This window comes from Microbacterium sp. PMB16, assembly GCF_051294855.1.
In the GTDB taxonomy this organism is placed as follows: domain Bacteria; phylum Actinomycetota; class Actinomycetes; order Actinomycetales; family Microbacteriaceae; genus Microbacterium.
The window spans coordinates 2,996,170-3,012,933 of record NZ_CP145908.1 but is presented as its reverse complement, the minus strand read 5'-3'; the positions used below and the strand labels follow the sequence as shown (position 1 = coordinate 3,012,933).

General features: G+C 67.9%; 14 protein-coding genes and 1 pseudogene. 5 read left to right on the top strand and 10 right to left on the bottom strand.

Annotated features, from left to right (window positions below):
- Positions 1 to 56: 56 nt before the first annotated feature.
- From rbfA to nusA, 4 genes are all read right to left on the bottom strand, one after another.
- Positions 57 to 482, bottom strand: coding sequence for a 30S ribosome-binding factor RbfA (rbfA, locus tag V5D55_RS14365; RefSeq protein ID WP_435744180.1), 426 nt, complete (start codon positions 480 to 482; stop codon positions 57 to 59).
- A gap of 71 nt (positions 483 to 553) precedes the next feature.
- Positions 554 to 3,316: a translation initiation factor IF-2 gene (gene infB, locus V5D55_RS14360; protein WP_435744177.1), complete on the bottom strand. Its 2,763-nt coding sequence runs from the start codon at positions 3,314 to 3,316 to the stop codon at positions 554 to 556.
- Between the two features lie 94 nt (positions 3,317 to 3,410).
- Positions 3,411 to 3,665, bottom strand: coding sequence for a YlxR family protein (locus tag V5D55_RS14355; protein WP_435744174.1), 255 nt, complete (start codon positions 3,663 to 3,665; stop codon positions 3,411 to 3,413).
- A 59-nt stretch (positions 3,666 to 3,724) separates the two neighbouring features.
- Positions 3,725 to 4,711, bottom strand: a complete 987-nt coding sequence (gene nusA, locus V5D55_RS14350; RefSeq protein ID WP_435744172.1) for a transcription termination factor NusA — start codon at positions 4,709 to 4,711, stop codon at positions 3,725 to 3,727.
- On the opposite strand from nusA, the pseudogene V5D55_RS14345 reads away from it, so the two are divergent.
- Positions 4,635 to 6,199 (top strand): annotated as a pseudogene (locus V5D55_RS14345) (flavin monoamine oxidase family protein). The gene nusA and the pseudogene V5D55_RS14345 overlap by 77 nt on opposite strands.
- On the opposite strand, the gene V5D55_RS14340 reads toward V5D55_RS14345, so the two are convergent.
- Genes V5D55_RS14340 through V5D55_RS14320 form a run of 5 tightly spaced genes read right to left on the bottom strand, consistent with a single transcriptional unit; the run spans position 6,168 to position 11,227 of the window.
- Complete coding sequence (locus tag V5D55_RS14340) at positions 6,168 to 7,208, bottom strand: TIGR00730 family Rossman fold protein (protein ID WP_435744170.1); 1,041 nt, start codon at positions 7,206 to 7,208, stop codon at positions 6,168 to 6,170. The pseudogene V5D55_RS14345 and the gene V5D55_RS14340 sit on opposite strands and share 32 nt — an antisense overlap.
- Positions 7,209 to 7,219: 11 nt before the next feature.
- Complete coding sequence (locus V5D55_RS14335) at positions 7,220 to 8,974, bottom strand: proline--tRNA ligase (RefSeq protein ID WP_435744168.1); 1,755 nt, start codon at positions 8,972 to 8,974, stop codon at positions 7,220 to 7,222.
- 44 nt (positions 8,975 to 9,018) lie between these two features.
- Positions 9,019 to 9,789, bottom strand: coding sequence for an isocitrate lyase/PEP mutase family protein (locus V5D55_RS14330; RefSeq protein ID WP_435744166.1), 771 nt, complete (start codon positions 9,787 to 9,789; stop codon positions 9,019 to 9,021).
- A complete protein-coding gene (locus V5D55_RS14325) occupies positions 9,786 to 10,640 on the bottom strand; it encodes a PaaX family transcriptional regulator (RefSeq protein ID WP_435744163.1) in 855 nt (284 codons plus the stop codon). The genes V5D55_RS14330 and V5D55_RS14325 overlap by 4 nt, the downstream gene beginning before the upstream one ends.
- Positions 10,637 to 11,227: a GNAT family N-acetyltransferase gene (locus tag V5D55_RS14320; protein ID WP_435744161.1), complete on the bottom strand. Its 591-nt coding sequence runs from the start codon at positions 11,225 to 11,227 to the stop codon at positions 10,637 to 10,639. Before V5D55_RS14320 ends, V5D55_RS14325 begins: the two co-directional genes overlap by 4 nt.
- A 50-nt stretch (positions 11,228 to 11,277) precedes the next feature.
- On the opposite strand from V5D55_RS14320, the gene V5D55_RS14315 reads away from it, so the two are divergent.
- The 4 genes from V5D55_RS14315 to V5D55_RS14300 all read left to right on the top strand — a co-directional run bounded on the left by V5D55_RS14315 (position 11,278) and on the right by V5D55_RS14300 (position 15,877).
- A complete protein-coding gene (locus V5D55_RS14315; protein WP_435744158.1) occupies positions 11,278 to 12,276 on the top strand; it encodes an alpha/beta hydrolase family protein in 999 nt (332 codons plus the stop codon).
- Positions 12,277 to 12,420: 144 nt separating this feature from the next.
- Positions 12,421 to 13,686 carry a DUF222 domain-containing protein gene (locus V5D55_RS14310; protein WP_435744155.1) on the top strand — a complete coding sequence of 422 codons (1,266 nt, stop codon included), beginning with the start codon at positions 12,421 to 12,423 and terminating at the stop codon, positions 13,684 to 13,686.
- A 34-nt stretch (positions 13,687 to 13,720) separates the two neighbouring features.
- The gene (locus tag V5D55_RS14305) at positions 13,721 to 15,136 is read left to right on the top strand and encodes an RNB domain-containing ribonuclease (RefSeq protein WP_435744153.1); all 1,416 of its coding nucleotides are present in this window, start codon (positions 13,721 to 13,723) and stop codon (positions 15,134 to 15,136) included.
- A 48-nt stretch (positions 15,137 to 15,184) separates the two neighbouring features.
- Positions 15,185 to 15,877 carry a nucleotidyltransferase domain-containing protein gene (locus V5D55_RS14300; RefSeq protein ID WP_435744150.1) on the top strand — a complete coding sequence of 231 codons (693 nt, stop codon included), beginning with the start codon at positions 15,185 to 15,187 and terminating at the stop codon, positions 15,875 to 15,877.
- A gap of 22 nt (positions 15,878 to 15,899) precedes the next feature.
- Here the strand turns inward: V5D55_RS14300 and V5D55_RS14295 are convergent, their stop codons facing one another.
- Entirely contained in the window at positions 15,900 to 16,763 is an 864-nt protein-coding gene (locus V5D55_RS14295) for a hypothetical protein (protein WP_435744148.1), read from the bottom strand.
- Between the last annotated feature and the right edge of the window lies 1 nt (position 16,764).

Here is a 16,764-nt window from a genome sequence, read left to right as displayed (position 1 = left end):
CGAGGCGCGGAACGACGCTGTATACCGGTTGACACGATCAATCGATCGTGCCGACCTCATTCCTGGTCGTCGTCGGCGCGATAGGGGTCTGCGTCGCCGGCGTGCGATGCCGACGAGGCGAGCTTCGCCACCTCGGCATCGCGCTCCTGCGCCTGACGCAGGAGCGCTCCGATGTGATCGGCGTTCTCCGGCAGTGCGTCGGGGATGAACTCGAGCGTCGGGACGAGACGGGTGCTGAGCTGACGCCCGACCTCGCTGCGCAGCATCCCGGTCGCGGACGTGAGCGCCTCACCGCTGGCGATGCGCTCCTCCTCCGTGCCCAGCACCGTGTAGAACACGGACGCGTGCTGAAGGTCTCCGCTGACGCGGCAGTCGGTGAGGGTGACGAAGCCGAGGCGCGGGTCGCGCAGCCCCTTCTCCAGACGCTCGGCGAGGATCACGCGGATCCGGTCCGCCAGACGAGCCTGTCTTTCACCAGCCATTGTTCTCTCCCTTTACGAAGCCTTCGGGCGAGGGTGCGCGAAGCACCCTCGCCCGAAGATATCGAATCTGATCAGCCGCGAGGCTTCTCGACGAGTTCGATCGTCTCGATCTCGTCGCCGATCTGGATGTCGTTGAACTTGCCGAGGCCGATACCGGCCTCATAGTCCGTGCGGACTTCGGTGACGTCGTCCTTGAAGCGGCGCAGCGACTCGATCGCGAGGGCATCGCCGACCACGACACCGTCGCGGATGACACGTGCCTTGGCGTTTCGCGTGATCGTTCCCGACCGCACGATGACACCGGCGATGTTGCCGAACTTGGAGGAACGGAACACCTCGCGGATCTCCGCGACGCCCGACTGAACCTCTTCGTACTCCGGCTTGAGCATGCCCTTGAGCGAGCTCTCGACCTCATCGATGGCGTTGTAGATCACCGAGTAGAACCGGATGTCCACGCCCTCACGCTGAGCGCGCTCACGCGCCTTCGTGTCGGGTCGCACGTTGAATCCGACGATGATCGCGTTGTCGATCGTCGCCAGGTTCACATCGGACTCGGTGATCGCACCGACACCGCGGTGGATGATGCGCAGCTGCACCGAATCATCGACCTCGATCTTGAGGAGTGACTCCTCCAGCGCCTCGACGGCACCGGAGACGTCACCCTTGATGATGAGGTTGAGCGACTCGACCTTGCCCTCCTGGAGAGCACGGGTGAAGTCCTCGAGCGAGATGCGCTTGCGGGCCTTGGCCAGCTGGGCGTTGCGCTCGACGGCTTCACGCTTCTCAGCGATCTGACGCGCCATACGGTCTTCCTCGGTGACGATGAAGACGTCGCCGGCTCGCGGCACCGAGTTGAGACCCTGCACCTGTACCGGACGGGACGGGTAGGCCTCGAGGACCGCGTCGCCGTTCTCGTCGGCCATCGCACGCACACGGCCATAGGCCGTGCCCGCGACGATCGCGTCACCGATCCGGAGCGTTCCGGACTGGATCAGCACCGTGGCGATCGAACCGCGGCCCTTGTCGAGCTTCGCCTCGATGGCGACACCGCGAGCGGCCTTGTTCGGGTTGGCGGTGAGGTCGAGACCTGCGTCTGCCGTGAGCAGCACGGCGTCCAGGAGTTCCTGGATGCCGGTGCCGGCGCGTGCCGACACGTCGACGAACATGACGTCTCCACCGAACTCCTCGGCGACCAGACCGTACTCGGTGAGCTGCTGGCGCACCTTGGACGGGTTGGCGTCGGGCTTGTCGACCTTGTTCACCGCGACCACGATCGGCACGTTGGCCGCCTGGGCGTGGTTCAGCGCCTCCACCGTCTGCGGCATGATGCCGTCGTCGGCGGCGACCACGAGGATCGCGAGGTCGGTCACCTGGGCACCACGGGCACGCATGGCGGTGAACGCCTCGTGACCAGGGGTGTCGATGAAGGTGATCGCGCGCTCGATGTTCTCGTGCTCGGTCCAGACCTGGTACGCACCGATGTGCTGGGTGATGCCACCGGCTTCGCCCTCGATGACATTGGTCTGGCGGATGGCGTCGAGCAGTCGAGTCTTACCGTGGTCGACGTGACCCATGACGGTGACGACCGGCGGACGGATCTCGAGGTCGTCCTCGCTCTCCTCCTCGAGCTCCTGGTCGAGGTTGAGACCGAAGCCCTCGAGGAGCTCCTTGTCCTCGTCCTCGGGCGAGACCATCTGGATCTTGTAACCCAGCTCCTCACCCAGGACCTCGAACGTCGCCTCGTCCAGCGACTCGGTGGCCGTGGCCATCTCGCCGAGGTTGAAGAGGATCGTGACGAGGGTTCCCGGCTGCACCGTGTAGCCCGTCAGCGTCTCGATCTTGTCGGCGAAGTCCGCGATCGACGCGCCGCGGCGCATGCGGATGATCTCTCCGTTACCGCGGGTGACGTTGACGCCACCGACGACCGGAGCACTCCGCATCTCGAACTCTTGCCGCTTCGCCCGCCGCGACTTGCGCTGCTTGCTCTTGCCGCCGCCCTTACCGAAGGCACCTGCGGTACCACCGCCGGGACCACGGCCACGACCGCCGCCACCACCGGGACGACCGGCGAAACCGCCGCCGCCACCGGGACGAGCACCGGGGCCACCTGCACCACCGGGTCCACCGGCGCCGCCGGGACGACCAGGGCCGCCGGGACGCTGCTGGAACGGTGCACCACCGGGACGACCGCCACCACCGGGGCGACCTGCACCACCGGGACGACCAGGGCCGCCGGGACGCGGAGCACCCGGACGCGGAGCGCCGGGGCGAGGTGCCTGCGGACGCGGGATGTTACCCGGCGTCGGGCTCGGGCGCTGGCCCATGCCCTGCGCGGAAGCGAAGGGGTTGTTGCCCGGACGGGGACCCGCCGGACGCTGACCCATCCCCTGCGAGGAGGAGAACGGGTTGTTGCCGGGGCGCGGGGCACCGGGCTTCGGAGCACCACCCTCGGCGGACTTCTCTGCGGACGGCTCTGCCGCCGCAGCGGGCGCCTCTGCTGCCGGTGCGGGCGCGGCCGGAGCCTCGGGCTCGGGCGCCGGAGCCGGCTCGGGGGCAGGCTTCGGACCGGGCTTCGGGCCGGGGGTCGGCGCCTGCTTCGCAGCGGGCTTGGATGCGGGCTTCGATGCGGGCTTGGCCGCAGGGGCAGCATCCGCACCGGTCTTGAGCGAGCCATCGGCCTCGATCGCCGCGCGCAGCTTGCGCGCCACCGGCGGTTCGATGGTCGAAGACGGGCTCTTCACGAACTCACCGAGTTCTTTGAGCTTTGCAAGAGCGACCTTGCTGTCGACGCCGAGTTCGGCGGCGATCTCATGTACGCGTGGTTTACCAGCCACAATTCTCCTGTCTGAGTTGGTCTACCCAGACAGGGCAGACCACTAGTCGCGGACGGGTCTCATTTCGAGCCGTTCACTTTGTTTCCATAGCTGTTCAGCCTTTGTTTCTTGGTGGGTGCTGTTCGAAGGTCCGTGTGTCCAGCTGAGTGGAGACACGCAGTGCTCGTCCGAATGCCCTGCGCCGCAGAGCGGCCGCCATGCATTCCTCTGTCGGATGCACCCACGCGCCCCTCCCCGGCAGGACAGCACGCTCGTCGGGGACGAGCACATTGTTCTGGGACACCACTCTGAGAAGAGCGGAGCGGGGAGCACGCGTGCGACAACCGACGCACGTTCGTACGGGTTCCATCTTACACCTGCGTTCCCCCGCCCCTCGCTCTCACCCGGAGAGTCGAGAGGCGGATGCGATCAATCGTCGAGGACGCTGTCGGGCTGGATGTCGATCTTCGCCCCGGTGAGCTTGGCGGCCAGACGCGCGTTCTGACCCTCCTTGCCGATCGCGAGCGACAGCTGATAGTCGGGCACCAGCGCACGGACCGCCTTGGTTCCGGCGTCGAGCACGAAGGCGCTCGTCACCTTGGCGGGCGACAGGGCGTGGGCGACGAAGGTCGCGAGATCCGGGTCGTGGTCGACGATGTCGATCTTCTCCCCTGCGAGCTCCTCGGTCACCGCGCGGACGCGGCGCCCCATCTCACCGATGCAGGCGCCCTTGGCGTTGATCGACGGGTCATTCGCCCGGACGGCGATCTTGGTGCGGTGACCCGCCTCGCGAGCGAGGGAGACGATCTCGACCAGACCGGCAGCGATCTCGGGGACCTCGAGCGCGAAGAGCTTGCGCACCAGACCAGGATGGGTGCGCGACACGGTGATCTGCGGACCCTTCAACCCCTTCGCCACGCTCGTGACGTAGACGCGCAGACGTGAGCCGTGCGTGTACTCCTCGCCCGGCACCTGCTCCTCGGGCGGAAGGATCGCCTCGACAGCACCGAGGTCGACGTGGATCATCCGCGGGTTCGGGCCCTGCTGGATGACGCCGGCGACGATGTCGCCTTCCTTGTCCTTGAAGTCGCCGAGCACGACATCGTCTGCGATGTCACGCAGACGCTGGCTGATGACCTGCTTGGCGGCGAAGGCGGCGATGCGGCCGAAATCGTCGGGAGTCGCATCCTCCTCGCCGATGATCGCGCCCTCTTCGTCCTTGACGACCTGGAGCACGGCGACGTGGCCGGACTTGCGGTCGAGGTCGACGCGAACGCCCTCCGGAGTGACGCCATCGGCGGACACGTGCTTGGAGTAGGCGGTCAGGATCGCCTGCTCGATGATCGACACGAGTTCCTCGAAGGGAATCGCCTTCTCCTTCTCGATGCCTCGCAGCAGACTCAGTTCGATGTCCATGACGGCCTCCTCTATTCAGCTCTCGTCGCGCCTGTTCGCACGCGCGACATCCGTACCACGATACCCTGTGCCCACCGCCTGTTGCCACGGCGGCAGCTGCATGGAAGCCGCTGAGACGCCGCAGGAGGATCACGTGGACAGGTTCGACACCATCGTTGTCGGAGCAGGGATGTCGGGGGTCACGGCCGCGCGGATGCTGGCGGATGCCGGCCAGCGCGTCGTGGTGCTGGAGGGGCGCGATCGCATCGGCGGCCGGATGAACACCGATCGTCAGGCCGCATTCCCCGTCGACCTCGGCGCCTCGTGGGTGCACGGGATCGACGCCTCACCGTTGTGGGAGTTCGTGCAGGCGCTCGGCATCCCCACGCTCGAATACACGGTGGGCAGCTTCCAGGTCGGCGGCCGACCGATCGAGAACTTCGACGGCGACGGCCGGCCCATGGATGCCGCTGCCACCGCGCAGTGGATCGCGGATGTCGAGGAGGCCGACCGTCTCCTCGTCGAGGAGATCGCGGCTTCCTCCCCCGGTGACACCTACCTCGATGTGACCGAGCGGGCGCTCGACCGCTCCGGTCTCGAGCCCGAGCGCATCGACGAGATCCGGGAGTTCTTCCGCCACCGCGTCGAGGAGCAGTGCGGCGCCTGGATCGGCGACCTCGACGCGCACGGCCTCGATGAGGATGCGATCGACGGCGACGAGGTCATCTTCCCCCGCGGCTACGACGAGATCCCGAATCGCGTCGCCGCAGGGCTGGACGTGCGCCTCGCCCACGTCGTGACGCGGGTGGCCCGGTCGGCCGATGGCGTCGTCGTCACCTCCGATCAGGGCGAATTCCAGGCGGAGCGCGTGCTCGTGACGGTGCCGCTCGGCGTGCTCAAGGCCGGCTCGATCGCGTTCGAGCCCGCGCTGCCGGAATCAGTCGCCGGCCCCATCGGACGGCTGGGCATGGGCGTCTTCAACAAGATCTTCATCCAGTTCCCCGAGCGTTTCTGGAACGAGGAGAGCTACGTCATCAGGGCGCTCGGCGACGCCGGAGAGCACTGGCACTCCTGGTATGACGTCTCGGCGGTGAGCGGCATCCCGACGCTGTTGACCTTCGCCGCCGGCCCTTCGGCCGGCACATGCAGGACCTCCCGGACGAAGAGGTGGTCGCCGACGTCGTGCGGGCGCTTCGTGCGCTCTACGGTGACGCGGTCGGCGAGCCGCAGGCCCACTGGGTCACGCACTGGGGCGAGGACCGGTTCTCCGTGGGCTCCTACTCGCATCTGGCGGTCGGCTCATCGCACCACGACCACGATGAGCTGGCAGGCCCGGTCGACGGGACGCTGCACTTCGCCGGGGAAGCCACCTGGGGCGACGAACCAGCCACGGTGGGGGCGGCGTTCTATTCCGGACACCGCGCCGCTGAGCGCATCCTCGGCCACTCGGTGGACATGGCCGAGTTCGCCGCGCGCATCACCGAGCGTGAGCGGACGGCAGCGCGTTGACGGCTCCGATCAGCCGGAACAGATTGCCCACCTGACGCTGGTCGAGGTGCAGCAACAGACGCGGCAGGTGCAGCACGTCGTCGTCGGCAACCTCCGGCTGACGCGGGTCGGTCCGCTCGATACGACCGGACGCCAGCATCGGCGCGAACTGCTCGTTCAGCGCATCGATCTCGGCATCCGTCGGCGCCCACCGCAGGCGCAGCACCAACGTGTCCCCGACCCACCGCAGTGAGTCGTAGTTGTGCCAGAACCCGGCGATCTCGGCCCGTGCCGCCTCGACGGAGTCGGTGACCACCACCCGGTCGAAGTCACCGGGCGAGATCACTCCCATGGGCTCGAGGCACTCGTCGATGAAGCGCTGCAGCCATTGCCAGAAGGTACCGCCGGGCTGATCGAGCAGCACGATCGGCGTGGGTTCCGCCTTGCCCGTCTGCTGCAGCGTGAGGAGCTCGAACATCTCGTCGAGCGTGCCGAAGCCGCCGGGAAGGCAGATGAAGCCCGACGATTCCTTGACGAGCATCAGCTTGCGGGTGAAGAAGTACTTCATCGCGACGACCTGGCCCTGGCCCGTCACGAGACTGTTGGCCTTCTCCTCGAACGGCAGCCGGATCGAGACGCCGAGCGACAGGGTGGGGCCGGCGCCTTCCGCCGCAGCCTGCATGATCCCGGGGCCGGCGCCGGTGACTACCATCCAGCCATCGGCCGCGAGCGCAGCAGCGGTATCCCGCGCCTGCAGGTACAGGGGGTCGTCCTGGCGCGTGCGCGCCGATCCGAACACGCTGACCTTCGGCACTCCACGGAACGGCGCGAACAGCCGGAAAGCGTCGCGCATCTCGGCGAGGGCAGCCGAGGCGATCTTGAGGTCCAGCCGGTCGGCGTCATCCTCACCGAGCCCGATCGCCGTGCGCAGCATCCGCAGCACCAGCCGACGGTCGGTGCTCACACCGGCATCATCGAGAACTGCGTTGATCTCAGCGGTCAGCGACTCCGGCAGCGGTTCGTCGATCATGGGGATTCCGGTCAGCGCGTGAGTCGAGCGATGGCGTCACCGACAGAGACCGCATCGCGCTCCCCCGTGCTCCGGTCCCACAGCTCGACCTGACCATCGGCGGCGCCACGGCCGACGATGACGATCTTCGGAACGCCGACGAGCTCGGCGTCTCCGAACTTCACGCCGGGCGAGACCTTGGGGCGGTCGTCGTAGAGAACGTCGAGTCCGGCGGTCTCGAGCTGTGCCGAGAGTTCCTCGGCCACGTCGAAGGCGACCTGATCGCGGCCGGCCGCCACGACCTGCACGTCGAACGGCGCGACGGATGCCGGCCAGATCAGGCCCTTGTCGTCGTTGTTGAGCTCGGCGATGATCGCGAGGATCCGCGTCACGCCGATGCCGTACGAGCCCATCGTGACGGTGACGAGCTTGCCGTTCTCGTTCAGCACCTTCAGCCCGAGGGCTTCTGCGTACTTCCGACCGAGCTGGAAGACGTGACCGATCTCCATGCCGCGGGCGAGCTCGACGGGGCCGGAGCCATCCGGTGCCGGGTCTCCCGCGCGCACGTTCGCGATCTCGACGATGCCGTCAGCGAAGAAATCGCGCCCGGCGACGACGGAATGCGCGTGCTTCTGATCGATGTTGGCGCCCGTGATCCAGCTCGTGCCCTCGCTGACGCGCGGGTCGACGAGATAGCGGATGCCGGTGGCGGACTCGTCACCCAGAACGGCGCCGGTCGGCGACCAGGGTCCGATGTACCCCTTCACCAGCAAAGGGTTGTTCTCGAAGTCGTCGGCCGTCGCCGTCGCCACCTCCGCCGGAGCGAAGGCCACTTCGGCGCGCTTCTCATCGACTTCGCGGTCGCCGGGGATGCCGACGACGACGAGCTCGCGGGTGCCGTCGAGGTGCGTCAGCGAGAGGACGACGTTCTTCAGCGTGTCGGCGGCAGTGTACTCGCCGTCGAGATGCGCGTTGGTGTGCGCGACCAGCGTCTCGATGGTCGGGGTGTCGGGCGAGTCGAAGATGACCGGCGAACCGCTCTCGTCGAAGGCGACCGCGTCGGGGACCGCCGTCGTGAAGGCCTCGACGTTCGCGGCGTAGCCGCCGGCGCTGCGCACGAAGGTGTCCTCACCGACCGGCGTCGGGTGCAGGAACTCCTCGCTGCGCGAACCGCCCATGGCGCCGGCATCCGCCTGCACGATGACATACTCGAGTCCCAGTCGCTGGAAGATGCGCTCGTACGCATCCCGCTGCGCCTGGTAGCTGGTGTCTAGTCCCTCATCGGACGCGTCGAAGGAGTAGGCGTCCTTCATCGTGAACTCGCGACCGCGGAGCAGACCCGCGCGAGGACGCGCCTCGTCGCGGTACTTGTCCTGGATCTGGTAGATCGTGAGCGGAAGGTCCTTGTACGACGAGCACAGGTCCTTCACGAGCAACGTGAACGCCTCTTCGTGCGTCGGCGCAAGAAGGTAGTCGCCGCCCTTGCGATCCTGGAGGCGGAACAGCAGGTCGCCGTACTCCTCCCAGCGACCGGTCGCCTCATACGCCTCTCGCGGCATCAGAGCCGGGAAGTGAACCTCCTGGGCGCCCGCTTCGGCCATCTCCTCGCGGACGACGGCTTCGATCTTCGCCTTGACGCGCAGACCGAGTGGCAGCCACGCGAAGATGCCGGCTGCCTGCGGGCGGATGTATCCGGCCCGGATCAGCAGCCGATGGCTGGCGACCTCTGCGCCGGCAGGGTCTTCACGGAGCGTGCGGAGAAAGAATTTCGAGAGACGAGTGACCACCGCTCAAGTCTAGTGAGCCGCGGTCACTCGTCTCTTCGACGATCTCAGTTGAGGGCGGGCAGGCCGGACGGGACGACACCGCCGCCGTACAGGCTCACAGCGAGCTCCTGCAGCGCGGTGAGCGCGACCCGCTGCGGAAGCGGGCCATAGGAGATGCGCGCGACGCCGAGCTTCTCGTACTCGGAGGCCGCGAGTGCACCGGGGATGCCGATCACGCTGACCTTCCGCTCGCCGATGCCCTCGACGAGCTGGCGGGTGACGTTGGCGTCGAGGATGCCGGGCACGAAGACGGCTGTGGCACCGGCCTCGATGTAGGCGCGCCCGCGCTGGATCGCGTCGGCGATGCTCTCCTGCACCGGACGTGCACCCGCGCGCACGAACGCATCCGTGCGCGCGTTCAGGGCGAAGGGCACTCCCTCGGCCTCGGCGGCCTTGACGATCGCCTCGACAGCGGCGACGGACTCGTCGAAGGGCTTGAGACGGTCCTCGACGTTCGCACCGACGACGCCGACTCCGATGGCGAGCCGCGTGGTCTCCCCCGCGTCGTCGTATCCGTCGTCCAGGTCTGCGGTGACGGGCACCTGGACGGCGGCGGCGATGCGCCCCACCATGTCGATCATCAGGTCGCGCGGCGTCACGCCGTCGTCGTAGCCGAAGGACGCCGCGATGCCGTGACCGGCGGTCGCGAGGGCTTTCGTCTCGGGGAGAGCGGCGACGGCACGCGCGGAGACGACGTCCCACACGTTCACGACGCGGAGGATCTCCGGAGCGTCATAGAGTCCGACAAGGGTCTGGGCCTTGGCTGCAGTGGTCATGACTCCACGCTAACGCGGGTCTTCGACATCGGGGGCCGGTGCGGGCGGAATGCGTCGAGCCCTGCCTCCCACCAGCCTTCGTAGATCTTCCCGCCAGGGGCCGTCTGCAGTGCATCCCAGCGCTGCGCCCAGGCAGCACGGATGCGCGTCGGCGCCCACGGTCCCTCGCGGAGCTCCACGGGGAGCAGCGGATCGTCTCTCATCGCCCGCTCGAGCGCTTCGGCGAGGCGGAGCTGACGAACGACACCCGGGCTCGAGAGATCGTTGTCGTCGTCGGCGAGGGCCCGCTCGATGTGCGAATAGGCATCGATGACCGGGGCGCCTGGCCAGAGCGCTTCGGCGATGAGTCGTGGATCGTTCTCGCCATGGACGTCGAGGTCATCGCAGGTGGCCGTCGAAAGGTACTGACCGGCTTCGGTCTGCAGCGCGTCCCGAAGGTCGTGAGGGCTCACATAGAGGCCCGTCGAGATCGCGACTGCCCCCAGATCGGACAGTTCGCGGCGCAGCACGTCTCGCACGGCGCGTTCGCGCTCGGGGACGCTGACGGCCGTCAGCCGCCAGCGGCCGTCCCACGGAAGCGCCCCGGCATCCTGAGCGAAGGCGAGCGCGACGCTGTACCGGTCACGCTGCAGGCGGCCTCGTCCTGCGTCCGTCACACCGAGGCTGCCACCCCGTCCGCGGCCGCGCTGGATGACCTCGCCTGCCGCGACGAGGCGGCGGATCGCCAGCCGGATCGGCTGGTCTTCGACTCCGGCGAGGTTTGCGGCGTCGTAGATGTCACGCAGGGCGGTCTCGCCGGAGAACGGCAGGAATGCCTCCACGATCGTTCGAGGGGTGATCTTCACGTTCATCGGTGCACCACGGATTCCATTGTGGTGTATGTGTCGAACCCGTACACCGGAGCGAGCAATCCCATCGACGAAGAACGCACCGGAACGAATCCGTGTCGTTCGTACAGGGCACGGGCGCGAGGGTTGCTGTCGACCACCGAGAGCCGGACCGCGCTCGCGCCGATGCGCCGCGCGCGCTCCTTCGCGGCATCCAGGAGGGCGGAACCGATGCCGAGGCCGCGCGCATCCGCGTCGACGCAGATGCCGTCGAGTACGAGCGCGTTCGGGTCACTCGTCCGCGAGAGCAGTGAGAGGACGACGCCGGCCCGGAGCGCACCAGCGAACGAGAGGTGTCGGCGCAGGATAAGCCAGTCGAGGTCCATCGCGCCCGTCGTGCCTTCGTAGAAGCCGCAGACTCCGATCACATCGGATCGTCGTCGCGCCACGATCACGCGGTCAGGGCGAAGCAGTGCGGCGACCGCGGGGGTGCCCAGCTGCGTTCTGGCGAAGGCGGGCCGCAGCTTCCGACGGAACGCTTCCCAGTACAGCAGTCCCACGCGGTCGCGTTCTGTGTCGTCGAAGCCGAGATCGATTGCCGGTGTGCTCATGTCGCAAATATATCGCGTACGATACGACCGTGCATAAAAAGAAACAAAGAATGCTCATCGGAGTCACGACGATCGCGCTCATAGCCGCTGCGACAGGAATCACGGCCTCTGTCGGCAACACGTTCCGCTACACCCAGCGGTCGGTGACGATCCCCGGACCCGACGGCGATCTCGCCCGGGTGCTGACGCTTCCCGACGACGAGGACGCCCGAGGGGTGGTGATCATGGTGCATGGGGACGCTCCCGTCGAAGCGACCCACGACGGCCTCTACGCGCCCTGGTTCGAAGGCGCTGCCGACGCCGGATTCGCGACACTCTCCTGGAGCAAGCCCGGCGTCGGCGGATCGGAGGGCGATTGGCTGTCGCAGACGATGGACGACCGCGCCGTCGAGGTCTCTGCGGCAATCGACTGGGCGCATCGCCGTGGCGATATCCCGACCGACGCGATTGTGCTGTGGGGTGCGAGTCAGGCCGGGTGGGTGCTCCCGAAGATCACCGCCTCACGAACCGACATCGACGCTGTCGTCGCCGTGGGCACAGCGATCAACTGGCTTCGCCAAGGGCGCTTCAACCTCCTCGCGGAGCTCGATCACGACGGTGCGGATGCCGATACTCGCACGCTCGCCCTGGCGGAGAGCGACCGGACGCGAGAGCTGCTCGAACGCGGCGCGTCGCACGAGGAATACCTCGTCGAGACGACCGACGACGACCCGATGAGCGCGGAACGCTGGAACTTCGTCATGTCGAACCACGGCGCAGATGCCACCGCGGACCTGCGCATGGCCGCCGGGCGCCAGATCCCGGTACATCTGATGGTGGGCGCTCACGACCGCAACGTCGACGTGGCGGAGACCGAACGGATCTATGCGGAGACGTTCGGATCGCATCTCACCGTGTCCCACCTCGACGGTGCGCATTCGCTCGCCCGCACTGTCATGGAGGACAACGAGCTCATCGGTCTCACGACGGGCATCATCTGGCCACGAGCCCTCCTCGCCTCGGGAACGATCGACGACTACCGCTCATTCCTGGTGTCATTCGGTGACTGACGACTCGATCGACCTCCCACCATCCACCCTCCAATCGCTTGTATACCGGCATATTGTTTTATGCCCTGATCTGGGCCTTCGAATGTCGGTGGCCACTGATTGAGTGAGGGTATGACGGGGTTGGTTGACGCGACAATCGAGCAGGTGGACGCATTGGAGGCGGTCACGACCATGCTCGTGGAGGTCGAGAGCACGATCAGCAGCATGCAGGCAGTCCGGGACGGGCTCCTCGCGGTCGGGTCACGGCTGGCGGTGGAGGTCGCGGAGCACGCCGATTCCCGGGATGAGGCGGACCTGGCATTGCGGACCGTCGCCGCAGAGTTCGCTGCCGCGCTGCGGATCAGTGACCGCACAGTGCAGCGACGGATGACGGATGCGTCGTTCCTGGTGGAGCGGTTTCCGCTGGTGTGGCGGGCGCAGGGCGCCGGACTGATCAGCGCAGGGCACGCGCGGGTGATCTGTGATGCCGGCGAGCACCTGGAGGATGCGGCCGACCGGGATGCGTTCTCGGTCGAGCTGATCGGGTTCGCGGAGACCGAGTCTGCGAACCGGGTCGCCCGACGAGCGCGACGGGTTGCCGAACGTTTCCAGTCGCGCCCGATCGATGACCGACACAAGGACGCGCGGAAGAAGCGAGGCGTGTGGGTGCGAGACCTCCCCGACGGGATGGCAGAACTCGGGTTGCGGGGGCCAGCGGCATTGGTGCATGGCGCGTTCGACCGGATCACACAGATGGCGAAGACCGTGCGGGACCAGACCGTGCGGGACCAGACCGACTCGACTGACTCGACTGACTCAACGTACTCGCGAACCCTCGATCAGATCCGGGCTGACATCGCGCTCGACCTCCTCCTCACCGGGGCTCCGGCCGGTCACGACAGTGCGAACGGCCTCCTCGCCGCACTCACCGCTCGCGTCTCCGTCACGGTGCCCGTCACGACGCTGATGGGCCGCGGCACGACCCCGGCGGAACTGAACGGCTGCACCCCGATCGACCCGGTCACGGCCCGACGCCTGGCCGGCGCGGCATCCGGGTGGGACAGGATCCTCACCCATCCGATCACGGGAGCTCTCCTCACCGTCGACCGATACCGACCGAGCGCCGACCTGAAGCGGCACCTCAGAGCCCGGGATCAACGCTGCCGATTCCCCACCTGCGGATACCCACCATCGCACTGCGACATCGACCATCACCACGACGCGGCACGCGGTGGGCCGACCGCCGAAAGCAATCTCGGCCACCTCTGTCGGCGACACCACGTCCTGAAACACCAGACGCCCTGGCACGTCGAACCCGTCACCGACGGGCTGTACGCCTGGACCAGCCCCACCGGACAGGTCTACATCGATAGACCCCCACCCCCGAACACCGTCACGTTCACCGAAGACGCCTCCCCCGCGCCGTTCTGACGGAGTCACGAGTATCTCGACCTAGTGTGGAGACATGCCTCAGCGCCGATCGCACGTCGCACCATCCGCCGCACAGACCGAGCTCGCCGCCGCGCTGGCCGCGCTCAGAGAATCGCTCGACGCGCCGGTGGACTTCCCCGCCGAAGCCCTCGCCGAAGCGGAAGCATCGACCGGCGCAGCGCCGGACCTCGACCTGCGCGACGTCCCCTTCGCCACGCTCGATCCCGCTGGCGCCCGCGACCTCGACCAAGCGTTCCACCTGGAACGCGACGGCTCCGGATACACAGTCCGTTACGCGATCGCCGACGTCCCCGGGTTCATCACTCCCGGCGGCGCCGTCGACACCGAAGCGCGCCGGCGCGGGCAGACGCTCTACGCGGCCGACGGCAGAATCCCCCTGCACCCGGCCGTTCTCAGCGAAGACCGCGCCTCGCTGCTGCCCGATGTCGACAGACCGGCCCTGGTGTGGACATTCGGGCTCGCCTCCGACGGCACCGCCGCCGACTTCCGCCTGGAACGCGCCCTCATCCGCTCCCGCGCGCAGCTCGACTACGTGACGACGCAGCAGTCGCTCGATCGCGGCGAAGAAGGGCCAGCGAGCCTGCTGCCCGAGATCGGCCGCCTACGGATCGAGCAGGAACGGGTGCGCGGCGGCGCGAGCCTCAACCTCCCCGGCGAGGAGGTCGTCCGGAATGCCGACGGCACCTACGCCATCGAACGCGCCAGCCCGCTCCCGGTCGAGGAGTGGAACGCACAGCTCTCGCTCATGACGGGGATGGCTGCGGCCACCATGATGCTCGAGGCCGGCGTCGGGATCCTGCGCACCATGCCCGAACCGGACGACGACGCCTTCGATGCCTTCCGGCACCAGACCGAAGCTCTCGGCCGACCGTGGACATCCGGCCCCTACGGCGACTACCTTCGCGCCCTCGACCGCGCCGACCCGATGACCCTTCCCGTACTGCAGGCGGCCGCATCGTTGTTCCGCGGCGCCGGCTACCTCGCGTTCGACGGGACAGCGCCGAAGGATGCCGTCCAGGCCGCGATCGCCGCATCCTACGCCCACGCCACAGCGCCTCTTCGACGACTCGTGGACCGCTGGACCCTCGCGATCTGCCTTGAGGCATCACACGGACGGGAGGCGCCCGCGTGGGCCCGCGAGTCCCTCGAGCAACTCCCCACCCTCATGCAGGAGTCAGGCCAGCGCGCGTCACGCCTGAACTCCGCCACCATCAACTGCGTCGAAGCCGCACTGCTCAGCCCCCTGGTCGGGAGCGAGATCGACGCGACGGTCATCGCGCTGCGCGGCGAGCGCGCACAGATCCAGATCGCGGACCCGGCAGTGACAGCCGCGGCCCCGGTCCCCGCAGGCACGAAACCCTGCGACGCGGTACGGCTCCGCGTCGTCCGAGCCGACATCGCTCTCGGCGAAGTCGAATTCTCTGCCTGAGCGAGCGCGCGAGTGAGCACGAGAACCGTGGCCGGATACCCTGACGGCGTGGACCCTCTCGACGCCGCAGAACAATTCATCGCCCGCACCTACCCTCAGGCCACGACCGCCGTCGTGGGCGGCAGCACAGCGCGTGACGAGCGCACAGCGACCAGCGACATCGACCTCCTCCTCATCGGAGAGGCACTGTTCGATGATGCTTCGGAGACGAGTGCGGCGGCCACGCACGAGTTCGAGGGCGAGATCATCGAGGTCTTCGCCTACACCCCCGCAGGTTTCGTCGAGTGGGCGGAGCGAGGTGTCGCGGAACACCGGCCCGTCATCGTCGACATGCTCGTCGAAGGCATCGCGATCCGCGAAGACATCCAGACCCGGGAGCTGCGACGACGCTGGCGCACGATCCTCGAGGACGGTCCGACGCTCGACGATGCCGAATCGTCGCTCCGCCGCTACTTCATCACCGACCTGTTGGACGATCTTCGCGACGCGACCGATCCGCTGGAGCAGCACGTGCTGTCATCCGTTCTTTTCCAGCGGACCGCCGAACTGATACTGCTCGCGGACAATCGCTGGATCGCCACCGGCAAGTGGCTGCCCCGCCGCCTGCGTGCCCTCAGCCCGCACCGCGCGGACGCGCTCAGCATCCCCCTGCTGGCCGGCGATCACGCCGCCTTCGTAGACCGCGTGGAGGACGAGCTCCAGCGTGCCGGGGGCAGGGTGCAGGCCGGATTCGTGCGCTGAGCAGCCGCACGACGAGCGTCGATCAGTCCGCCGGGATCGCAGTCGTCGTCATCACCAGCAGCTGAGGATCCGTCAGATCGAGCGCGACCGTGATCGAGGCGAATTCCGCGAGCGATCGGACGTGCGTCCCGCCGCACAGGATCACCGCTTCGCCCTCGGGGAGCTCGCAGTGCCAGCGCCGGCGGTCCACGATGGTCGGCCCCTCGGTCTCGATGCGGCTCGCAGCGGCGGAAGCGACCCACGTGGCCAGCTGCGCATTGGCCGCCTCCTCACGGGACGCGAGCGTCGCAGCGAACGCCTCGGTGTCGAACCCCGCGCGGCGCAGGCTCTTGCCGAGACGGTACTCGTCCACCGCGCCGTCCTCGTGGATACGGCTGGTCTGGTTCGCACGCCCCTCGAAGTCCGGATTGCCGATCGCGTCCGTCCCGGGATCCTTCCGCCACAGGTCGGCGACCGCGAGATCGAGCGCGAGCGACGCGAGGTGGCACGCCGTGTGCCCTCTGCTGAGACCCGCGCGGTGCGCCGAGTCGACCGCGAGCGAGAGTTCCACACCGGGCACGAGCCAGTCAGGAGCGTCCGCAGTGAGCCGATGACCCACCAGCCAGGTCCACCCCTCGGCGCCGCGCTTGACGGGGATGTCGCTTCCGACGGCGAACTCGCCGTCGTCGCCTGCGGCTGCCATGACAGCCTCGACGATCTCGGCGCGAACGTCACCCGCGATCAGCGCGCCGGAATCGCCCGGCTGATCCGGCCAGGTGTGATCGACGGGGTGGAACGGCGTCGCGTCGACGACGACGATGACGCCGTGTGGTGACGACTCGACCCTGTGGACGACGCCGTCGCCCGTCACGGAACCGTCGGCGAAGGACACGATCGTGGAGGACATG